Source organism: Parabacteroides johnsonii DSM 18315 (genome assembly GCF_025151045.1).
Classification (GTDB): domain Bacteria; phylum Bacteroidota; class Bacteroidia; order Bacteroidales; family Tannerellaceae; genus Parabacteroides; species Parabacteroides johnsonii.
Window position 1 is genome coordinate 1566959 of the sequence record NZ_CP102285.1, and the last position, 20646, is coordinate 1587604.

Consider the following 20646-nt stretch of genomic DNA (forward strand, 5'->3'; position numbering starts at 1 on the left):
TTTATTTGATTACACGTTTCAATCTGCGGTTGATGTTAGCTTCCACTACATAGTAGTCGATCAGCGGAGCAAATACATTCATCAACAGGATAGCGAGCATCATACCTTCAGGATAACCCGGATTCAATGCGCGGATAATGATAGCCATAGCCCCTACTAAGAAACCATAGATGTACTTACCTGTTTCCGTACGGGCAGAAGTGACAGGGTCGGTAGCCATAAACACAGCACCAAATGCGAAACCACCCAAGAACAAATGATCCAACGGAGATACGCACATGGCCACCGTTGTTCCGATCATATTAAAGATAAGCGACATAACCGCACCACCCACAAATACGGAAACCATTGTTTTCCAGCTTGCGATCTTTGTGAAAAGAAGGATAACCGCACCGATCAGGATTGCCAATACGGATGTTTCGCCGATCGAACCCGGAATCAGACCTAAGAACATATCCCAAGTAGTCATCGGGTTACCCAGCACGTCTACAGCCTGGAACGAACCGATCAGTTCTTTACCTGCGATAGCAACCTGTCCCAGCGGAGTAGCCCCCGAGAAACCGTCTACCACCTGTCCGCCACCAATGCCGAACGTGTCAGCTGTACGAACAAATACCTGGTCACCGGACATGGCTGCCGGATATGCGAAGAACAGGAATGCACGTGTAACCAATGCTACATTAAATACATTATAACCTGTACCACCAAACACTTCCTTAGCAAAAACAACAGCGAATGCAGTAGCTACAGCAATCATCCACAGCGGAGTGTCGACAGGAACGATCATCGGGATCAGGATACCGGAAACCAGAAAACCTTCCTGGATTTCTTCCTTTTTCACCTGGGCAACAGCAAACTCGATACCCAGACCTACCACATACGAAACAATGATTTTAGGCAATACGGCCAGAAAACCAAAAATAAAAGTCATGAGAAATCCCGGATCAGCCCCTACTGCAAGGTTATGCTGATAACCGACATTGTACATACCAAAAAGCAAAGCGGGCAACAAAGCAATGATGACCACGGTCATCGTACGCTTCGAGTCAATATAGTCATGAATGTGTACGCCTGATTTGGAAGTTGTGCTCGGAACAAACAGGAATGTTTCGAAACCTTCAAAAACAGAACGGAACATCGCCAGCTTTCCGCCTTCCTCAAAGTTAGGCTTAATCTTGTCGAGGTAATTCCTTAACGCTTTCAATGTATTCTAATTTTTAATGTTATTAATTCATTTCCTTGTATAATACATCCAGACCTTGACGAACGATCTTCTGAATTTCGAGTTTGGACGTATCGACGAATTCACAAAGGGCAAAATCTTCGGGCGCTACTTCATAGATACCCAAGTTTTCCATCTTATCAATATCGAATGCGATAATAGCCTTCAACAGATATTCAGGCATGATGTCCATCGGGAACACGCTATCGTATTCGTTGGACATGATCATAGCACGCTTGCCTCCTTTGATACGGGCATCTATCACATATTCCTTGTTCTTGCCCATCAACCAGGCAGGGAATGAATGGCTCACACTGAATTTTCCGAAGCCGGGAGTCGCCCAACCGAAGAAGTCGTGTGTTTCGTCACCTTCCGGGATAACCGTAATCTGATTGTCATAGGCCCCCAGATAATCGTCTTTCATTACCTTCGTACCGCTCAAGACGTTACCGCTGATAATACGGATATCTTCATTGCCTCTCATGATCTTTCCGTCAACCAAGCTGGAGATCGTACAGCCGGCGATTGCCTTAACGTATCCTCTCTCTGTCGTTTCGGAACCGGTTATCACAACCAAGCGGCTGAAATCGGCGATGCCCTTATTGAACAGACGTCCGATTACAATCACGTCGGCAGGATTGACCGTCCAAACCACTTCGCCTTTATTGACAGGCTTGATATGATTAATCTGTACTCCCACATTGGCTGCAGGATGCGGACCTTCCACTTCTACAGTTTCAACACCTTTCACACTAACGGAAGAACCTTTGCGGATACCGACATATACCTTACCGTCGGTAAGTTTTGCAAGTGCATCCAGCCCCGCCTGAAAATCGGCCTCTTGTCCTTTCACGATAAAATCGAAGTTCGGAGCTAACGGTGCGGAATAGAATGCAGAAACAAAAATGTCACGCGGTTCGTCAGCAGGCGAAGCGACGATGTCGTACGGACGTTGTTTGATAAATGGCCACATACCAGCCTGCTGGATGGCCTCCTTTACCTCTTCTCTTTTCAGGGAAGCTACATTTTTCTTACCGAAATCTTCATACTCGACCTGCGCTTCCGGCTTGACGACCACGCTGAGCACTTTGCGCTTCTCTCCTCGATTTACGGCAGTTACTTCGCCACTGACAGGCGAAACAAACTTGATCTCCGGGCGGTTCTTATCGATCATCAATACAGAACCGGCTTTGACTTTTTCTCCTACTTTGGCAACAACTTTGGGTACAATACCGTTATAATAATCGGGAACGATAGCGTAAGTATCGCTTTTCCCTCCGTTTAACAGTACGTCCGAAGCTTTGCCCTTCAGATTAATGTCTAAACCCTTTTTAATCTTAATCACATTTGCCATGATACAACTAAAATTGTTTATATGTAATTTTCCCGCAAAAGTAAGCAATTTTTTATGCTTTAAAGCAGGGAATGGAAAATAATTAAAGAAATAATTCCATAATTTTGCACCGACAAAGAAAGAAATATGAAAATGAGAGTGTACAGTTTACTATTTATGATGTTTTTTGCCCTTTCCATCGGGGCAAACGCACAGGTGAAGTTCTTCACCAATGTCAATAGCAAGCAGATAAAAACGCTTCAGGTGAAAGTTGCCGGAGAGTTGATATCCGAGCCTTACATAACGTTGGGAGGAGAAGAACAGATCGAAATCAATTTCGACGGTTTGGGGAGTGGATACACACGATATGCTTATAATGTGGTGCACTGCAATGCCGACTGGACACAATCCCAACTGAGTCCGATCGAATATATGAATGGCTTCCAGGGAACAACAATCGACGATTTTGCCAATTCCATCGGAACTACTACCCAATATTCGAACTACCGGCTCCTACTTCCGAACGACGATATCCAGTTTAAGGTCTCCGGCAATTATGCCATCCAGATTTATAACGAGGATACACCGGACCAGATCATTTTGACAGCCTGTTTCTCTGTGGTAGAACCAGTTGTCAATATCTCGGCTTCAGTGAGCGGTAACACGGATATCGACACTAATCAAAGCCACCAACAGGTAAGCTTCAACATTAACAACAAAAATTTCCCGATCACTTACCCGCAGACGGACCTGAAGATATTCGTTTACCAGGATAACCGGCGCGATAATGCCGTGACAGACTTGCAGCCTATGAGCATTCTGGAAAATCAAATATCCTACACGTATAACCGCAACCTTATTTTCCCTGCCGGGAACGAGTATCGCCGCATGGAATTCCTAAGCAATAAATATAATGGTATGCATGTCGAAAATATCTCTTTCCACAATCCTTACTATAATGTGGAACTTATGACCGATTACAAGCGGGATAAAGGCACTTACCAATATGATCAGGATCAGGACGGCCGCTTCTTCATCCGCTGCAGTGATTGTAACGATCCGGATACGGAAGCGGATTATTATATCGTGCATTTTACGCTTGCATGTGATCCGCTACCCGGCGGGAGTGTCTATCTGAACGGAGAGCTATTTAATAATGTATTGGATGAAAAAAGCAAAATGGGCTATAACTTCGAGACGAAGCAATACGAAAAAGCGGTGCTCCTCAAACAGGGAAGTTACAATTATCAGTATTTGTTTGTTCCGACTGGTTCCACTATTGGCCAAACAGGCCCGATAGAAGGTAATTACTACCAGACGCAAAATGAATATAGCATCTATGTCTATTACCGTCCGATGGGTGCCCGCTATGATCGGCTGATCGGTGTCACGACTGTCAGGAACGAGATGCAGGTATTCTAAGTCTACGAACAATTCGTTCGTTTTTTACCACGACTTCCGAATCCCTGAAAATTTATTTTCACCAGCAGGAAAATAAATTTTCACCGGCGTGAAAAAGAATTTTCATGCCGGTGGGAAAGATTATTTACTTCATCCGCCTTCCCACTATATAGGTTGCCAGAATATTCCTGTCGTCTCCAATAGTTTGCAGACCGAACAGTTTGTTTTCCAATGTCCACTTCTCATGGTGTTTCAGATAATCCATGCGTACCTGCTGGGAGGGTGTGACAGCATAATCTATAACAATGAAGTCCGCTTTCCGACCTTTCCCGAAACAGCCGATTTCATCGTCCAAATGAAGTGCCTTGGCTGCTCCCAACGTACATTTATATAATGACTCGAATACAGACACCGGATATCCATTAAGTTGCTGCACCTTATATGCCTCTCCCATCGTGCGCAGCAAAGAAAAAGAAGTTCCGGCTCCGACATCCGTCGCCAATACGGTTTGCATACCGACACGATTGGCTTGTAGCATATCAAACAAGCCACTTCCCAAAAAGAGGTTGGATGTAGGACAATGCGCGATGACAGAACCGGCTTCGGCCAGCCGTCGGCATTCCGAATCAGACAAATGAATACAATGCCCGAAGACAGAGCGGTCCGTAACCAATCCGGCCCGCTCGTATACTTCCAGGTAATCTTGGCAATCAGGGTACAAGGAAAGCGTGCTGTTGATCTCATCTTTATTCTCGGAAAGATGTGTCTGTATATAAGTGCCCGGATATTGTTCGTGCAAACGTCCGGCTGCAATCAGTTGTTCCGTTGAACAGGATATAGCAAAACGAGGTGTGATGACATAGCGGTTCCGTCCTTTTCCATGCCACGTTTCAATCAAGGACCGGCTTTCGGATTCCCCCTGTTCCGCCGTATCGGTCAATCCTGCCGGAGCATTCCGGTCCATCAGCACTTTTCCGGTCAACATACACATATTATATTCCGACGCAACAGAGAAGAGGGCGGTGACGGATGCCGGATGTACCGTTGCATAAGCCATGCAAGCCGTTGTTCCGTTCCGGAACAGCTCTTCTATAAAGGAACGGGCCATCCTGTCCGCATGCTCCGAAAGAGCAAACCCCTGTTCCGCTGGAAAAGTATAATCATCCAGCCAATCCAGCAACTGCTTCCCGTACATACCGATTATTTCGGCTTGTGGGTAGTGGATATGGGAATCTATAAATCCAGGCATCAGGAGTTTACCTGAATAATCAACCTGTTCGTAATCGATATAACGGCCTTTGACCTCCTTAAAAGGCCCGCAATCGATTATTTTTCCATCCTGTACGACCAATGCCCCATCGGGAAAATACCGGTAAGCATCTTTTCTATTTAACGGAGAATCGATAAAATCAAAAACTTCTCCTTTGTATAATGTCAGTTCACTCATCTTTTTTCTCTTTTATAGGTTCGACATGTAAGATGATATGGGTTGTCGGACCAAATTTCAAACGTAGCTTATTTTCTATCTCCTTCGTCAGTTCATGTGCCCGGCTTACGGTTATTTGCCCGTCTATCCGGATATGTACTTCTATTGCAAAATCATTACCGATTCTGCGTGTACATAGATTATGCGGATTCCTGACCTCCGGTGTCTCATTTATTATAGAGAGAATCTCATCTTCGACCTCACCCGGTAAAGATTTCTCCAACAAATCATTAATTGCAGGTACGACCAACTGAAAGGCCACCTTCACAATCAATATGCTGACGATCACGGCTGCTATCGGGTCCAACACACGCCAGTTATCACCTAAGAGGATAGCTCCTCCAATACCCAACGTCGTCCCTATAGAAGAAAAAGCATCCGAACGATGATGCCAGGCATTCGCAATAACGGCCTGGCTATTTTCTTTCTTCCCGACATATAACGTCAGACGATACAGGGCTTCCTTTACCAGAATAGAGACAATGGCGGCAATAAGTGCGATCTTACCAGGGCTTTCCAACTGTTCGTTCCTAAAATAAAATCCGAAAATCTTATTCGCACCATCCCAGAAAAGACCGGCTCCAACACACATCAGGACAATCCCGATGATCGTAGTAGCCAAAGTCTCGTACTTCCCGTGCCCATAGTCATGGCCTTCGTCTTTCGGTTTGGACGATATGTTAATGAAGAGCAAAACAATTATATCTGTCACAAAATCAGATAGAGAATGGACGGCGTCTGCGATCATGGCGCTACTGTGCCCTAACACACCTGCTATAAATTTGAAAACCAATAGCAGAAAGTTGGCAAAAGATCCGGTCAAGGTCACAGCCATGATTTTTCGTTTTCTAATATGTTCTTTCATCTCTTTAGAACCTGTTTTTATGTTTTCAAAAAGACAAATATACGGATAAAAACCGTTATTGATATCTGTCCCCATTTAAACAGCAGACTATCTTTCGATTAAAGATTATTAATATCGCCAGTAAAACTGTAACCAATAAAAATCTTACCTTTGTTGTCCATATCCGAGAAGGAACAACGTTAAATACATGGTAAGATTTATCCGTTATATAATATTAATAGCTCTGTTACAAGTAGTAGCAGGAACTTTTCTATCATACGCTCAGAGTTTTACCTCGGCATCCGGTATTGTCAAAGATTCGATTACCGGTGAACCACTCCCGTTCGTATCCGTCTATTTTGACGGGTCGACTATCGGAGCTATGACAGACGACAATGGGACATTTACCCTCCAAAACAACCAGGGCTACACCAAACTGGCCGCCGCCTCATTGGGCTACGATACTAAATTCATCGACCTCAAGCCTGGTAAAAAGAATGACAATCTGGAAGTATTGTTGAAACCGACTGCTTTCGAAATCTCGGAAGTCGTAGTCAAACCCAAAAGAGAAAAATATACTCGCAAGGATAATCCGGCTGTAGAGCTTATCAAGAAAGTTATTGCACACAAGAACGATAACCGGATCGAAGCAAAACCAGAATATCAAACGGAAGTATACGAAAAATTAAGCCTGTCGCTGGATAATTTCAATCCGAATCTCGACAAGAACAAATTTTTGAAAAAGTTCAAATTTATCAAAAACTATCTGGATACATCCGAGTTTAACGGCAAACCGATCCTGACCGTTTCCGTTCGTGAAAACCTATCGGATTTCTACTACCGGAAAAGTCCCAAAGCGGAAAAGACAATTGTCAGAGCCAAGCGTATGCAGGGAATCGATAAGACATTGGATGACGGTGGCGGCATAACCTCCAACCTGGAAGAGATTTTCAAGAGTATCAATATTTTCGATAACAACATTCCTATCCTATTGAACCGGTTCGTCAGCCCGTTATCATCGACATTAGCGACCACATATTACCATTACTACATCATGGATACGCTTGATGTGGGAGGAGATAAATGTGTGGATCTGGCTTTCGTTCCGGCAAACAGCGAAAGCTACGGGTTTACGGGACGGCTTTATATAACGCTTGACGGTAATTATGCAGTCAAGAAAGCGTTGTTGAACACACCGGCAAAGATCAATCTGAACTGGGTGGACAAGCTCCGTATCGAGCAGGAATTCAAACAGATGCCGGATAGTACCTGGGTACTTGACCAAGAGAATACCTTTGTCAATTTCTATGTAGTAAAGGGTACGCAACAGCTCTATGCACACCAGCTCAGGGATTACGACAATTATAATTTCAACGTTCAAAATGCAGATTCCATTTTCGGCCTTTTAGGAGCATTGCATATCTTGCCGGAGGCGACAGCACAGCCGGATACGTTCTGGATGCATAATCGTCCTATCCCGCTGAAAGAAAAGGAAGATGCGCTAAAAGACTTATTGGGGCAACTGCGGAAAGTCCCGGCCTTCAATGCCATTATTAAAACTGCGGAAATCCTGATAACGGGCTATATCCCGACAGCAAATGACAAGAAGGTAACCAAATTCGACTTCGGCCCGATGAATACGACCTTCAGTGCGAACCATCTGGAAGGTTTCCGTATGCGTGTGGGAGGAATGACGACTGCCAACCTCAGTCCGTATTGGTTTGCAAGTGGCTATCTGGCTTACGGTACAAATGACCGCAAGATCAAGTACAACCTGAAATTAACGCACAGTTTCACTAAAAAAGAATATCACGAAGGTGAAAATCCGGTCAATAACTTGTCGTTTATCCAGGAATATGATGTGTACACCCCAGGCCAGGATTTCCTTTTCACAAGCAAGGATAACATTTTCGTTGCCTGGAAAGTAGGTGAGCCGGTTACCAAGATGCAGTATATCCGCAAAAGTGTATTGCAATACGAAAAAGAATGGCTGAACGGCCTGACATGGAAGTCCTGGATGATGAACCAGAACAACGAGGCGGCAGGGACGCTTCAATATATCAAACGGGACGCATCCGGGAATTTATACCATATAAAAGATTTTACGACATCTGAAATCGGAACACAGCTGCGTTTCGCTCCGGGTGAACGCGCTTATAACGGGCGTTCAGGAAAAGAATCCGTATTCAACTTGTCCAAAGACGCACCCGTATTCAAGCTTTCTCATCAATTAGGTATCAAAGGCGTGTTAGGCGGCGATTACAATTACAACCATACGGAGATCAGCGCCGAGAAACGTATCTGGCTTTCTTCGTTCGGACATATCGACGCACAGGTTAAAGCGGGCAAGGTCTGGGATAAAGTACCTTTCCCCCTGCTGATATTGCCGAATACGAACCAATCCATCACCATCCAACCGGAAGCATTCCACATGATGAACGCATTGGAGTTCGTGACCGACCAATATGTATCGTTCAATGCTACTTATTATATGAAGGGCTGGCTTCTGAACCGTATTCCGGGCATCAAGTGGCTGCGTCTGCGTGAAGTTCTTTCCTTTAATATGATCTATGGCGGACTGACGGATAAAAACAATCCGACCTTGACCCCTGGACTTTTCTTGTTGCCGGAAGGGACACAGCCATTAGGTAACACTCCCTACATGGAATGCAGCGTCGGTTTGGAAAATATATTCAAGATCCTGCGCATTGATTATTACAGACGCTTAACCTATCTGGACCACCCTGACATCAAAAAGGGAGGTATCCGTATTGCGCTGAGATTCACTTTCTAATATGTGATTTATTTGAGAATGGCAGATCCGAACAGTTCACGTTTACACCATACCCCTAATCCCTGGGCGCTGACACCTCTGGTTGTTTTTTTATTATCTTACCTTGTCGTGTCAATTATTGCAGGTGATTTCTACAAGATGCCTATTACCGTAGCCTTTGTTATTGCCTCGGTAGTGGCCATCGCCATGTCCAAAGGGGGCAAGCTCAGCAACCGGACCGAACAATTCTGCCGTGGAGCGGCCAACAGCAATATTATGCTGATGGTATTAATCTTCATTCTTGCCGGTGCTTTCGCCCAAACAGCCAAAGCGATGGGGGCTGTCGATGCTACCGTAAACTTGGCCATGTCCATCCTGCCGGGCAATTTGTTGGCAGCCGGAATCTTCCTTGCCGCCTGCTTCATTTCCATTTCCGTCGGAACATCCGTCGGGACAATCGTTGCTCTGGCTCCTGTTGCCGTAGGGATCGCCAGCAAAACCGGAATGCCGGATGCCCTGATGCTGGGTGTCGTAGTAAGCGGAGCCATGTTCGGAGACAACCTCTCTTTCATATCGGATACCACTATTGTTGCCACCCGCACACAAGGTTGTAATATGAACGACAAGTTCAAGGTGAATATTCGAATCGCCCTTCCGATCGCTATCCTGACCGGTTTTCTCTATGTACTGATCGGAAATGGGGTCGGGAGCGGATATGAAACAGGGCCGATCGAATGGGTCAAAGTCCTGCCCTATCTGATTGTCCTGATAACAGCTATCTGCGGTGTGAATGTCATGATGGTCCTGATAGTCGGAATTATCCTTTCCGGTATCGTCGGATTGCTGACAGGCGGGTTCGACATCTGGGGATGGAATGCTTCAATGGGACTGGGCATCACGAATATGGGTGAACTTATCATCGTGACTTTACTGGCCGGCGGAATGCTGGAAATGATACGATATAACGGAGGTATCGACTGGATCATCCTGAAACTCACTTCCCGCATCCGTTCCGCCAAAGGAGCAGAAGGGAGCATTGCCGCGTTAATCAGTTTTGCTAACCTTTGTACTGCCAACAATACCATCGCCTTGATCATGGCAGGTCCGATAGCCAAAGATATTGCCGACCGTTTTAAAATAGATCCGAGACGCAGTGCCAGCCTACTGGATATTTTTTCCTGCTTCATACAGGGCATCATACCTTACGGTGCACAATTGTTGATGGCAGCAGGTTTAGGGCATGTCTCTCCCATTGAGATCATGCAGTATTTATATTATCCTTATCTTTTGGGGCTTGGCGCATTATTGGCTATCGCTTTCAATTATCCCCGTAAATATAGCTTGAACAAGGTGTAAGACTATTCGCCAAGGAGAATTCAAACCTTCCATGCATGATTTAAATGCGGAAGTCCTGCTTTATTGCTGTTCAGATGATGTTTCTTTTCAAAATATCCAATCCTTCATGATATTATCTTTGATGAAAATATAGTTTTTCTCCAAAATTAACAATACATTTGCAGTCTAATTTCATGAATCAAACACATTATAATGCAAAAAACGATGGAATATTGGCAGAAAGATATTGAAACCATGAATCGTGAAGACTTGGCAAAGCTACAGTTGGAGCGATTGAAAAAGACAATTGAAGCAGCCGGAAATTCTCCTTTCTACAGCAAGATTTTCAAAGAAAACGGCATTACGGCCGACAGTATACAATCATTGGACGACTTGCAAAAGATACCTTTTACGACGAAAGACGACCTTCGCAACAATTATCCGTACGGTATGGCAGCTATTCCTATCAAAGACTGTGTCCGTATCCATTCATCGAGCGGCACGACAGGAAACCCCACGGTCGTGTTGCATTCGGCCAAAGATCTGGACCAATGGGCTAATCAGGTGGCACGATGTATGTATATGGTAGGTATCCGCAACACGGACGTCTTCCAGAACACTTCCGGCTACGGAATGTTCACCGGTGGATTAGGATTCCAATACGGAGCCGAAAAATTAGGTTGTCTGACCGTACCGGCAGCAGCTGGAAATACCAAACGGCAGATCAAGTTCATCACGGATTTCGGTACGACTTGCCTCCATATCATTCCCAGCTATGCGACCCGCCTGGCAGAAGTAATGTATGAAATGGGCCTCGATCCCCGTCGCGACACCCAACTGCACACCGTTTGTATCGGTGCCGAGCCCCACTCGGAAGAGCAACGCCACCGGATCGAACAATTGTTAGGCGTAAAAGCATATAATTGTTTCGGGATGTCGGAAATGAACGGTCCCGGCGTCGCATTCGAATGCACGGAACAGAACGGTCTCCATATCTGGGAAGATAATGTAATCGTAGAAATTATCGATCCTGTCACACTGCAACCGGTAAAAGAAGGGGAAGTCGGCGAAATGGTCCTGACGACCATCAACCGCGAGGCAATGCCTTTGTTCCGATACCGTACCCGTGACCTGACCTGTGTCCTTCCGGGCGAATGCCCTTGCGGACGGACGCACAAACGCCTGGCACGTTTCAAAGGCCGCAGCGACGACATGATCATATTGAAAGGGGTCAACCTCTTCCCTATCCAGATCGAAAAGATACTGATGCAGTTTAAAGAACTGGGTAGCAATTATCTGATTACAATCGAAACGGTAGGAAACAATGACGAGATGCTGATCGAAGTGGAATTGAGCGACCTGTTTACCGACGATTACAGCGTTTTGCAACGTCTGACAAAGGAAATCACCCGCCAGTTGAAGGATGAGTTGCTTCTGACTCCCCATCTCAAACTGGTCGCTAAAGGCTCTCTGCCGGTACAGGATGGAAAAGCTGTCCGGGTGAAAGACTTGCGTAAACTTTGCTGAACTCATAAATCATACATCTAAAATCATAAATCAACATGACAGTCAATCAGATTTCTATTTTTCTGGAAAACAAATACGGCAAGTTAAGCGAAATCCTCGCTTTGCTGGCCGAAGAGAAGATACGGATTATTGCCGCAACAGTAGCAGACACATCCGAATACGGCATTCTGCGCATCATAGTCAGCGATCCGCAAAAGGCTTATAAAATACTGAAGGGCAACAATGTCAGTGCCAACCTGACCGATGTGCTGGCAATCGTCACCAACTCCTGCGCAGGCAGTTTTGCCCAGACATTGTCCTGTTTCACGAAAGCCGGCGTCAGTATCGAATATATGTATTGCTTCTCAGCCAACGAGAAATCAATCCTGATCTTACGCACGAACAACCGGGAAGCCGCCCGCGAAGTGATCCGCCGTCAGAATCTGGAATATATTTGTGAAAGTGATTTGATCAAATTATAAAAAGCAACAATACATGTTCGGAATAAGCGACCCTGGCATCTGGCTGGCCTACTTGTTAGCCCTCGTCTGCCTGTTTTATTCCATTTGGTTCGGAATAACCCATTGGAATAAAGACGACGAAGATAATACAAACCCACAACAGCCGGAAAAATGAGCACACTGACTTTAGGTATCGTAGTAATCATCTATATGTTCATCCTGGCCTGGTTGGGATACATCGGATACAAACAGACGAAAAATGCCAGCGATTATTTGCTGGGGGGACGGAAAGTGAATCCCATCATCATGGCCCTTTCATACGGGGCGACCTTTATTTCCGCATCGGCCATTGTCGGTTTCGGAGGGGTTGCAGCCACATTTGGTATGGGAATCCAATGGCTTTGCTTATTAAATATGTTTATGGGCGTTGTCATCGCTTTTATCATATTCGGGCGGAACACCCGTAAATTAGGCGAAAAGTACAATGCCCGCACATTCCCGCAATTATTGGGACTGCACTATAATTCACGTGCCATACAGATATTCATTGCCGCCATCATCTTTATCGGCATGCCGCTGTATGCAGCAGTCGTGATGAAAGGAGGTGCAGTGTTCATCGAACAGATGTTCCACATAGACTTGCATCTGGCACTGCTTATTTTCACGCTTATAGTAGCGGCCTATGTAATCACAGGAGGTATTAAAGGCGTGTTATATACAGATGCTTTGCAAGCCGTCATTATGTTCGCCTGCATGTTGTTCCTGCTATTTTGGTTCTATCGGGTGATGGATATGGGCTTTATCGAAGCCAACCGGAAGCTGACGGAAATCGCCCCGCTTGTCCCTGAACGTTTTAAGGAGGTAGGACACCTGGGATGGACGGCCATGCCGGTGACCGGTTCTCCACAATGGTATACCCTCGTAACCTCGCTTATTCTGGGAGTCGGTATCGGCTGTCTCGCCCAACCTCAGTTGGTCGTACGTTTTATGATGGTGGAAAGCACCAAGCAATTGAACCGGGGCGTTCTGATCGGTTGTGTTTTTCTGATCGTGACCGTCGGAGCCATTTATCATGTCGGGGCATTATCGAACCTCTTTTTTCTGAAAACAGAAGGCGTGGTTGCATCGGAAGCCATCAAGGATATGGATAAGATTATCCCGCTGTTTATCGACCGGGCAATGCCGGAATGGTTCAGTGCCGTTTTCATGCTCTGTATCTTGTCGGCAAGTATGTCTACACTCAGCGCCCAGTTCCACACGATGGGAGCTTCTTTCGGGGCAGACATATTCCCAAAACTGGGACATCGACAGAATGCTAACTCGACGATGGGCGTACGCATCGGAGTACTTTGCTCCATTCTGGTAAGTTATATAATCTGTTATACGCTGAGCGCAGGAGTCATAGCACGCGGGACAGCCCTGTTCATGGGGATTTGTGCCGCCACTTTCCTCCCGGCCTACTTCTGTTCCCTTTTCTGGAAGAAGGCGACCAAAGAAGGAGCACTGGCTAGTTTATGGACGGGGGCGCTGGCAAGTTTGTTTGCTATGCTGTTTCTTCACAAGGCGGAAGCCGGAGCGGTCGGCTTATGTAATATGCTGTCTGGGCGTGATGTTTTGATCGATATCTATCCTTGGTTCGCCATCGATCCGATCCTGTTCGCATTGCCTTTATCCACCGTTGCGATGGTTCTCACAAGCCTAATAACGTACAAAAAGCAAGAGATCTGAAGATATTAGATTTTATTAAAATCAAAAGAACAAAATTTAATACTTTATCTATTGACAATAATAGAAATATCCATACATTTGCAATGTGGTTTTTTCATAATAGTATTAGATTTAAGGTTAACAAAGTTGGTTAGGGGTTGTCGTGAGACAGCCTTTAATTTTTTATATACATTCCAGTCCTTTCTCTCTCCATACTGATAACTTGTCAGTCAAAATGTCATTTTGTTCGTTTGGCATTGTTTTTGTAACTAAACATTGCGTGAATAATTATAGTTATAGGAAACAATAAGTATAACATCAAAATATTTTATATCGGATTATGGCAAAACAAGGAAACATCGGTGTTACGAGTGAGAACATCTTCCCTATCATCAAAAAGTTTTTGTATAGTGATCACGAAATTTTTCTTCGTGAATTGGTATCTAACGCAGTTGATGCAACGCAGAAGTTGAAAACACTGGCTTCTGTCGGTGAGTTCAAAGGAGAACTGGGAGATTTGACTGTACATGTCAGCTTCGATAGCAATACGATCAAAATCTCCGACCGCGGTATCGGTATGACTGCCGAAGAGATCGACAAATATATCAATCAGATCGCCTTCTCCGGCGCCGAAGAGTTCGTTGAAAAATACAAGAACGACGCAGCCGCTATCATCGGTCACTTCGGACTTGGCTTCTATTCTTCTTTCATGGTTTCCAAAAAAGTGGAGATCGTTACCAAATCATATAAAGAAGGAGCCGTTCCTATGAAATGGAGTTGCGACGGCACACCCGAATACACATTGGAAGAGACGGAAAAAGAAGATCGCGGAACAGACATCATCCTGTATATCGACGACGAGAACAAAGATTTCCTGAACAAAGACAAGATCAACAGCCTGTTGACCAAGTACTGCCGTTACCTGCCGGTTCCCATCGCATTCGGAAAGAAGCAGGAATGGAAAGACGGCAAATATGTCGATACCGACGAAGACAATATCATCAACGATATCCAGCCGGCATGGGTTCGTAAACCGACTGATATGACAGATGAAGATTATAAGAAATTCTATCAGGACCTGTATCCAATGTCCGACGAACCTCTGTTCTGGATTCACCTGAACGTGGATTACCCGTTCCATCTGACCGGTATCCTGTATTTCCCGCGCATCAAGAGCAACATCGATCTGCATCGCAACAAGATCCAATTATACTGCAACCAAGTGTTCGTCACCGATTCGGTTGAAGGTATCGTTCCTGAATTCCTGACATTGCTGCACGGTGTGCTCGATTCTCCGGATATCCCGCTGAATGTGTCCCGTTCTTACCTACAGAGCGACCAGAACGTGAAAAAGATCTCCAACCACATTATGAAAAAGGTGGCAGATCGCCTGGAAGAAATGTTCAAGAACGACCGTCCTCAATTCGAAGAAAAGTGGGACAGCCTGAAACTTTTCATCCAGTACGGAATGTTGAGCGAAGAAAAATTTTACGATCGGGCAGCCAAGTTCGCCCTCCTGAAGGATGTAGACAGCAAATATTACACATTCGAAGAGTACAAAGCTCTGACGGAAGCCAACCAGACAGACAAGGAAGGCAACCTGATCTACTTGTACACAACGAATGCCAATGACCAGTACAGCTATATCCAGGCTGCAAAAGACAAAGCCTACAGCGTGCTGATCATGGATGGTCAGCTGGATGTCCATGCTATAAGCCAGATGGAACAGAAGTTCGAAAAGACACGTTTCGTCCGTGTGGATAGCGACACGATCGACAATCTGATCCGCAAGGACGATGTCAACAAGGTAACACTGAATGAGGACGAAAAAAATGCTCTGCAGGAGATGTTCAAAAGCCAGTTACCGAAGATCGAGAAGACAGATTTCATTGTCACATTCGAGGCGTTGGGCGAAAACTCAAACCCGGTCATGCTGACACAAAGCGAATATATGCGCCGTATGCGTGAAATGTCTGCCATGCAGCCAGGTATGTCGTTTTATGGAGAACTGCCGGATAACTACAATCTGGTGCTGAACACAGACCACGAACTGGTTAAGAAAATCCTGAGCGAAGAAGAAGCGGCTTGTGCCGAAAAGCTGAATCCGATCCTTTCCGACCTGAAAGGCTGGAAAGCCCGTCAGTCCGACTTGCGCGAAGCCCAGAGCAAGAAGAAAGAAGAAGAAATCACTTCTGAAGAGAAGGAAGATATGACGAATACGAACAAAAAGATTGACGAACTGGTAGAACAGCGCAACAGCATCCTGGCCGAATATGCTGGTGGAAATAAACTGGTCAGCCAGTTGATCGACCTTGCCCTGTTGGCAAACGGTATGTTGAAAGGTGAAGCATTGAGCCAATTCATCAAACGCAGCGTTCAGATGATCGGTTAAACCGAGGCCGGAAAAATAACAAAAGGGTGTCAAAGTCCCCATTCCCGCACTTGATATGGGAATGGGAAGTTTGACACCCTTTTTTATTTAGACCAACGGCCGGCACCAAGTTTCTTCGCAGGATTAACAAAACGGACTAATTTTATGTTGTATTTTATATATCTCAAACTCTTGTAGTCTGAGAAATAACGACTACATTTGAATTCATTAAGCAGAGAAGATACAAGTATGAAAAGAATAGCTGTACTGACAGCCCTGTTGTTTGCGGCCTTACAAATAGGATATGCCCAGAAAGTAGGCTTGGTTCTGAGCGGTGGCGGTGCGAAAGGTGCCGCCCATATCGGGGTAATCAAAGCTCTGGAAGAAAACGGAATACCTATTGATTACATAACGGGAACATCTGCCGGCGCGATCGTCGGTAGTCTCTATGCGATGGGATATACACCCGAAGAAATGGTTGAACTGATGCTCTCCGAGGAGTTCAGCTACTGGCAAACCGGAACGGTGGAAAACGAATACAAATATTATTTCAAACGCCCCGACCCGACACCGGAATTCGGCCATTTCTCTATCGACATGACGGACTCTTTGCAAGTAAAAGCCAGTTTCTTCCCACAAAGCCTGATCAATCCGATCCAGATGAATCAGGCGTTTATGGCTCTGTTTTCGCAAGCTACGGCAAAAGCCGGCTGGAACTTCGACAATCTTTTCGTCCCGTTCCGCTGTGTGGCCTCGGACATTTACAGCAAGAAAGCTATTATCTTCAAGAATGGAGACCTCGGAGACGCCGTCCGTGCATCGATGACGTTTCCCTTCTTTTTCCAGCCGATCTGGAAAGACAGTGTCCCCATTTTCGACGGTGGCATCTATGACAACTTCCCGGTCGGCCCAATGAAGGAGGCTTTCCATCCGGACTTCATTTTCGGCTCGACAGTGGCAGGCGGCAACAACAAGCCTTCGTCCAACCCTTATAACCAGCTTGAAACGATGATCATGCAGAAAACGGAATACGACGTTCCCGAAGACGAAGGTATGATGATCAAATTCAGCTTCCCCACCGTCTCTCTGCTCGATTTCCAAAAAGCACGGGAATTGATGGATATCGGCTACAAACGGACGATAGCAATGATCGACTCCATCAAAGCGCGTGTCCCCCGACATGTGGAACTTAGCGAAGTCAACAAACGCCGTGAGGCCTATAAGCAAGGCCTCCCTCCTCTGATTTTCCAGAATATATATGTGACAGGCGTAAATGAATCGCAAAAAAAATACATTGAATCCCAATTACACCGCGACATCAACCATGAGTTCTCGATGGAAGAGTTCAAACGCGCCTATTTCAAAATGCTGACCTATTCCAAGATCAAAGAAATATTGCCCCATGCCGTTTATAACCGGAAGGAAAAGAAGTTCGACCTTTATCTTGATGTGAAGATGAAGGAAGAGATCACGGTCGGATTCGGAGGTAATATCTCCTCCTACCAAGCCAACCAGCTATTCCTCGGACTGGGATACCAGTATTTAAGACGGTATGCCGCCGATGTGAATGCCAATTTCCAGGTCGGCAACTCATTCAGCGGTGTGATGCTGAACGGCCGTATCTATTTGCAGACAAGAATACCGACCTATCTGAATTGGCAAGGTGTATTTTCGGATAAAAAATATTCCGAAAGCCAGTCTTTGTTCTACGAAGACGTACTACCGGCTTTCATCCACCAGAAAGAATTGTACACGAAGGTCAAGTTAGGATTCCCATTCCTGAACCGTGCCAAAGCCGAGATAGGTTTTGCTTATGGCCGGCTGAATGATTACTATTTTCAGACCTCCAACATGACATTCCCGAACGCGACCACCGATCACAGCTGGTATGATCTGTTTGCCGGTTCGCTCAGCATCGAGCGTAACTCGCTGGATTATAAACAATATCCGATCTCCGGGCGAAAACAATTCTTAGTGGCACAATATGTAACGGGTACAGAAAAGTATATGCCGTCTCCCATTACGGATATGGGCTCATTCGACCGGAAAGTCCATAGCTGGCTGCAAATGAAAGGTGAATGGGAACAGTACAAGACGATTAGCCCGCATTTCAATCTTGGTTTTATGAGCGAACTCGTACTCTCCAGCAAGAACCTGATGAACAACTATACAGCTTCCGTTTTGCAAGCGCCCGCCTTTACGCCGACGCCGCATAGTCAAATTGTCTTCAACGAAGCGTTCCGCGCCAACCAATATGTAGCATTCGGATTATCGCCGATCTTGAAATTCAGCAAACTGTTGCACTTCCGCCTCGACATGTACGGTTTCGCGCCATTATACGAGATAAAGAAAGAAGAAGTATGGAACAACAACACATATACAGCTATCCCCTATTACGGGAAATTCCTTCATTCTTTTAAGTATATGGGAGAAGCAGCCCTTGTTTTACAACTGCCCTTCGCCAGCATCAGCCTGTATGCAAACGGATACAGCTATCCGGCAAAAAATTTTAATTTCGGCTTGAATATTGGTTATCTGATATTTAACCCAAGGATGCTTGATTAGTTAAAAAAAAGATATCAAAAAGGCTTGCAAATATAAAAGAAAGTACTACCTTTGCACTCGCAATCAAGAAATAATGGCCGCGTAGCTCAACTGAATAGAGTAGCTGACTACGGATCAGCCGGTTACAGGTTTGAATCCTGTCGCGGTCACCATTTCAAGATGAAGTTTAAACAAAAATGAAGATTGGCCGCGTAGCTCAACTGAATAGAGTAGCTGACTACGGATCAGCCGGTTACAGGTTTGAATCCTGTCGCGGTCACCATTCAGATGAAGTTTAAACGAAAATATAAAGATTGGCCGCGTAGCTCAACTGAATAGAGTAGCTGACTACGGATCAGCCGGTTACAGGTTTGAATCCTGTCGCGGTCACAAAAAAGAGAATGCTATCGATAGTATTCTCTTTTTTGTTTCTAAAGTTCTTTAGGCAACCGCACCAAAACAGATCATTGTAACCGATAAATTCATATCTTCGCAAAAATAAACTTTCATAAAAATGGAGAAGATCAAAACAGGATTGGCAGCCTTCGGCATGTCAGGGCAAATATTTCACGCCCCATTTATCAGCACGAACCCGGCTTTCTGTCTGACAGCAATCACGGAGCGCAGTAAGGAACTGTCAAAAGAACGTTATCCTTCAGCTCGTATTGTGCGCAGTTTCGAGGAACTCGTTGCTTTGGATGAGTTAGAACTGGTCGTTATCAACACGCCGGACAGTACGCATTACGAGTATGCACGGAAAGCACTGGAGGCTGGAAAAAATGTGATTGTCGAGAAACCTTTCACGACAACAGTTGAGCAGGGACAAGAATTGGTCGACCTCGCCCGATCCAAAGGGCTGGCTATAAGTGTATATCAGAACAGGCGCTGGGATTCGGATTTCCTTACAGTTCGGGAAATACTGGATAAGGGGCTACTTGGACGTCTTGTTGAGTTCGAGTCGACTTTCCCTCGCTATCGCAACTTTATAAAGCCGGGAACGTGGAAGGAAACCGGAGAGTTGGGCGGTGGCCTGACCTATAATTTGGGGGCTCATGTGATTGATCAGGCGGTTCAGTTGTTCGGTGTGCCGGAAGCGGTTTTCGCTGATATCGACATCATTCGTACAGGTGGCATGGTAGATGATTATTTCGTGATCCACCTGCTCCGTCCGTCTAAGGCACCACATGTCAAAGTCACCTTGAAATCCAGCTACTTGATGTGCGAACCTGAACCCCGCTTCGTCTTACATGGTACGGAAGGTTCATTCGTAAAATATGGCCTTGACCGCCAGGAAGCGGATCTGAATGACGGACAAATCCCCGGCATTCCTGGCTGGGGAGTTGAAGACGAAGGCATGTGGGGACTTCTTCACACAGAAAAAGACGGCAACGTCGTCCGTCGTAAATACCCCAGCCTTGCCGGAAATTACGCAGGATTTTACGACAACATCTATCGTCATCTCCGCCACAACGAACCGCTCCTGACGGATGCCGCCGGCGTATTGCCTGTCATCCGTCTGATCGAGGCGGCCTGGGAAAGCTGTAAAGAAGGAAATGTGGTGAAGTTATAAGGATATTTCGATATTATTTTATCCCCGCATAGATTTTTTATCGTAAATTTGCCAACGATCCCCTTATAAAAAAGAAGGGGACTCATTGCAATA

Annotated in this window: 14 protein-coding genes and 3 tRNA genes; 13 read left to right on the plus strand and 4 right to left on the minus strand. The window is 45.5% G+C overall.

Going from position 1 to position 20646, the window contains the following annotated elements; translation table 11 throughout:
* Position 1: 1 nt before the first annotated feature.
* Complete coding sequence (locus NQ564_RS06530) at positions 2-1204, minus strand: NADH:ubiquinone reductase (Na(+)-transporting) subunit B (RefSeq protein ID WP_008149667.1); 1203 nt, start codon at positions 1202-1204, stop codon at positions 2-4.
* Positions 1205-1226: 22 nt separating this feature from the next.
* Positions 1227-2576: a Na(+)-translocating NADH-quinone reductase subunit A gene (locus NQ564_RS06535; RefSeq protein WP_008149665.1), complete on the minus strand. Its 1350-nt coding sequence runs from the start codon at positions 2574-2576 to the stop codon at positions 1227-1229.
* A 132-nt stretch (positions 2577-2708) separates the two neighbouring features.
* On the opposite strand from NQ564_RS06535, the gene NQ564_RS06540 reads away from it, so the two are divergent.
* Entirely contained in the window at positions 2709-3977 is a 1269-nt protein-coding gene (locus NQ564_RS06540) for a type IX secretion system plug protein (protein ID WP_039848206.1), read from the plus strand.
* A 124-nt stretch (positions 3978-4101) separates the two neighbouring features.
* On the opposite strand, the gene guaD is transcribed toward NQ564_RS06540, so the two are convergent.
* On the minus strand, positions 4102-5403 hold the full coding sequence (gene guaD, locus NQ564_RS06545) for a guanine deaminase (protein ID WP_008149662.1): 1302 nt from the start codon (positions 5401-5403) through the stop codon (positions 4102-4104).
* Positions 5396-6307: a cation diffusion facilitator family transporter gene (locus NQ564_RS06550; protein ID WP_039848205.1), complete on the minus strand. Its 912-nt coding sequence runs from the start codon at positions 6305-6307 to the stop codon at positions 5396-5398. The genes guaD and NQ564_RS06550 overlap by 8 nt, the downstream gene beginning before the upstream one ends.
* 187 nt (positions 6308-6494) lie before the next feature.
* Between NQ564_RS06550 and NQ564_RS06555 the strand changes: the two genes are divergently transcribed.
* From NQ564_RS06555 to NQ564_RS06610, 12 genes are all read left to right on the plus strand, one after another.
* Positions 6495-9080 carry a DUF5686 and carboxypeptidase-like regulatory domain-containing protein gene (locus NQ564_RS06555; protein ID WP_129649915.1) on the plus strand — a complete coding sequence of 862 codons (2586 nt, stop codon included), beginning with the start codon at positions 6495-6497 and terminating at the stop codon, positions 9078-9080.
* 18 nt (positions 9081-9098) lie between these two features.
* Positions 9099-10415, plus strand: coding sequence for a Na+/H+ antiporter NhaC family protein (locus NQ564_RS06560; protein ID WP_008149654.1), 1317 nt, complete (start codon positions 9099-9101; stop codon positions 10413-10415).
* A 204-nt stretch (positions 10416-10619) separates the two neighbouring features.
* Positions 10620-11921 (plus strand): phenylacetate--CoA ligase family protein, encoded by a 1302-nt coding sequence (locus NQ564_RS06565; protein WP_039848204.1) that lies wholly within the window; start codon positions 10620-10622, stop codon positions 11919-11921.
* A gap of 35 nt (positions 11922-11956) precedes the next feature.
* Positions 11957-12382 (plus strand): hypothetical protein, encoded by a 426-nt coding sequence (locus NQ564_RS06570; RefSeq protein WP_005643216.1) that lies wholly within the window; start codon positions 11957-11959, stop codon positions 12380-12382.
* A gap of 13 nt (positions 12383-12395) precedes the next feature.
* Positions 12396-12536, plus strand: a complete 141-nt coding sequence (locus NQ564_RS06575) for a symporter small accessory protein (RefSeq protein ID WP_008149649.1) — start codon at positions 12396-12398, stop codon at positions 12534-12536.
* A complete protein-coding gene (locus tag NQ564_RS06580; protein ID WP_008149647.1) occupies positions 12533-14089 on the plus strand; it encodes a sodium:solute symporter family protein in 1557 nt (518 codons plus the stop codon). Before NQ564_RS06575 ends, NQ564_RS06580 begins: the two co-directional genes overlap by 4 nt.
* Before the next feature lie 319 nt (positions 14090-14408).
* Entirely contained in the window at positions 14409-16460 is a 2052-nt protein-coding gene (gene htpG / locus NQ564_RS06585; RefSeq protein WP_008149646.1) for a molecular chaperone HtpG, read from the plus strand.
* Positions 16461-16688: 228 nt separating this feature from the next.
* Positions 16689-19004 (plus strand): patatin-like phospholipase family protein, encoded by a 2316-nt coding sequence (locus NQ564_RS06590; RefSeq protein ID WP_008157674.1) that lies wholly within the window; start codon positions 16689-16691, stop codon positions 19002-19004.
* Positions 19005-19079: 75 nt separating this feature from the next.
* Positions 19080-19156, plus strand: a tRNA-Arg gene (locus NQ564_RS06595).
* Between the two features lie 33 nt (positions 19157-19189).
* Positions 19190-19266 (plus strand) — tRNA-Arg (locus tag NQ564_RS06600).
* 33 nt (positions 19267-19299) lie between these two features.
* Positions 19300-19373: transfer RNA gene (locus NQ564_RS06605), tRNA-Arg, on the plus strand.
* Positions 19374-19497: 124 nt separating this feature from the next.
* Positions 19498-20553, plus strand: a complete 1056-nt coding sequence (locus tag NQ564_RS06610; protein ID WP_008149639.1) for a Gfo/Idh/MocA family oxidoreductase — start codon at positions 19498-19500, stop codon at positions 20551-20553.
* The last annotated feature ends 93 nt before the right edge of the window (positions 20554-20646 follow it).

What these genes read in the sequence shown, in the direction of transcription:
- NQ564_RS06535 (WP_008149665.1), bottom strand. Translation starts at nt 2,576, where the DNA reads ATGGCAAATGTGATTAAGATTAAAAAGGGTTTAGACATTAATCTGAAG.
- NQ564_RS06540 (WP_039848206.1), top strand. Translation starts at nt 2,709, where the DNA reads ATGAGAGTGTACAGTTTACTATTTATGATGTTTTTTGCCCTTTCCATC.
- guaD (WP_008149662.1), bottom strand. Translation starts at nt 5,403, where the DNA reads ATGAGTGAACTGACATTATACAAAGGAGAAGTTTTTGATTTTATCGAT.
- NQ564_RS06550 (WP_039848205.1), bottom strand. Translation starts at nt 6,307, where the DNA reads ATGAAAGAACATATTAGAAAACGAAAAATCATGGCTGTGACCTTGACC.
- NQ564_RS06555 (WP_129649915.1), top strand. Translation starts at nt 6,495, where the DNA reads ATGGTAAGATTTATCCGTTATATAATATTAATAGCTCTGTTACAAGTA.
- NQ564_RS06560 (WP_008149654.1), top strand. Translation starts at nt 9,099, where the DNA reads ATGGCAGATCCGAACAGTTCACGTTTACACCATACCCCTAATCCCTGG.
- NQ564_RS06565 (WP_039848204.1), top strand. Translation starts at nt 10,620, where the DNA reads ATGGAATATTGGCAGAAAGATATTGAAACCATGAATCGTGAAGACTTG.
- NQ564_RS06570 (WP_005643216.1), top strand. Translation starts at nt 11,957, where the DNA reads ATGACAGTCAATCAGATTTCTATTTTTCTGGAAAACAAATACGGCAAG.
- NQ564_RS06575 (WP_008149649.1), top strand. Translation starts at nt 12,396, where the DNA reads ATGTTCGGAATAAGCGACCCTGGCATCTGGCTGGCCTACTTGTTAGCC.
- NQ564_RS06580 (WP_008149647.1), top strand. Translation starts at nt 12,533, where the DNA reads ATGAGCACACTGACTTTAGGTATCGTAGTAATCATCTATATGTTCATC.
- htpG (WP_008149646.1), top strand. Translation starts at nt 14,409, where the DNA reads ATGGCAAAACAAGGAAACATCGGTGTTACGAGTGAGAACATCTTCCCT.
- NQ564_RS06590 (WP_008157674.1), top strand. Translation starts at nt 16,689, where the DNA reads ATGAAAAGAATAGCTGTACTGACAGCCCTGTTGTTTGCGGCCTTACAA.
- NQ564_RS06610 (WP_008149639.1), top strand. Translation starts at nt 19,498, where the DNA reads ATGGAGAAGATCAAAACAGGATTGGCAGCCTTCGGCATGTCAGGGCAA.